The following is a 799-nucleotide window of genomic DNA, read 5'->3' on the forward strand; positions in this document are numbered from 1 at the left end:
GGTCTCCCCATGTGAGAGTAGGTCATCGTCAGGCATCTATCCCAAACCCCAGCCCAACAAGGCTGGGGTTTTTTTATACCCGCATGAGCATGAAACGTCACGGGCCATGCTGGCCCGACTCTATCATGCGGGTTGGAGGAGAGTTCCTTCGTTACTTCATCGTTATTCCTGCAATCTCATTGCAAACGGAGGAATCCTGACGCCAGGAGCAGACACGCTTTTGACCGCTTTCGAATAATTAGGAGAAATTAGGGAAGGTCGCTTCGAAGTTGGCTGATTCTGCAAACTGTAGCTATGGTTGTTAGGGCAAATACATGGAAGCGGTTGCTCAGGAGGATGCGAGATGCGCACTGACCTATTGAAGAAAATGGCGATGGCTATGCTATTAGGCCTGATGGCATTTGGCGTTGTGGCTTGCGATAACGACGAAGGGCCAGCAGAAGAAGCCGGAGAGTCGGTCGATAATGCCGTGGACAACGCAGGCAGCACGATGGAAGACGCTGGCGAAGAGATTCAGGAAGAAGCAGAGGATGCGCAGAATTAATTCTGTCATGGTGTCAGCGTAGGGTAAGACAAAAAACTCTGCGTTTGTCACCGTGGTTGCCTGAAAACTAAATCAGGCGGTCAGGCGGTTATGGAGAAAAAGCCCGAGTGCCTTTCTTTCGGTACTCGGGCTTTTCATTGCTATTGGGATAGACGTCCAACAGTGAACAATGAGATAGGGCGGTCTCAATGACCAAGTGCAACACGTGAGCCATCAGGTACGGTGTTGCCATGACTTACTGCTATCGCCATCTCT

1 protein-coding gene is annotated in these 799 nt (G+C 50.7%); it reads left to right on the forward strand.

Going from position 1 to position 799, the window contains the following annotated elements; all coding sequences use genetic code 11:
* Nucleotides 1-343 precede the first annotated feature (343 nt).
* Nucleotides 344-544 (forward strand): hypothetical protein, encoded by a 201-nt coding sequence (locus tag BC443_RS14315; RefSeq protein ID WP_071232518.1) that lies wholly within the window; start codon nucleotides 344-346, stop codon nucleotides 542-544.
* Nucleotides 545-799: the final 255 nt, after the last annotated feature.

The sequence above is a fragment of the Salinicola sp. MIT1003 genome (assembly GCF_001858555.1).
Taxonomy (GTDB): Bacteria; Pseudomonadota; Gammaproteobacteria; order Pseudomonadales; family Halomonadaceae; genus Salinicola; species Salinicola salarius.

What these genes read in the sequence shown, in the direction of transcription:
- BC443_RS14315 (WP_071232518.1), top strand. Translation starts at nt 344, where the DNA reads ATGCGCACTGACCTATTGAAGAAAATGGCGATGGCTATGCTATTAGGC.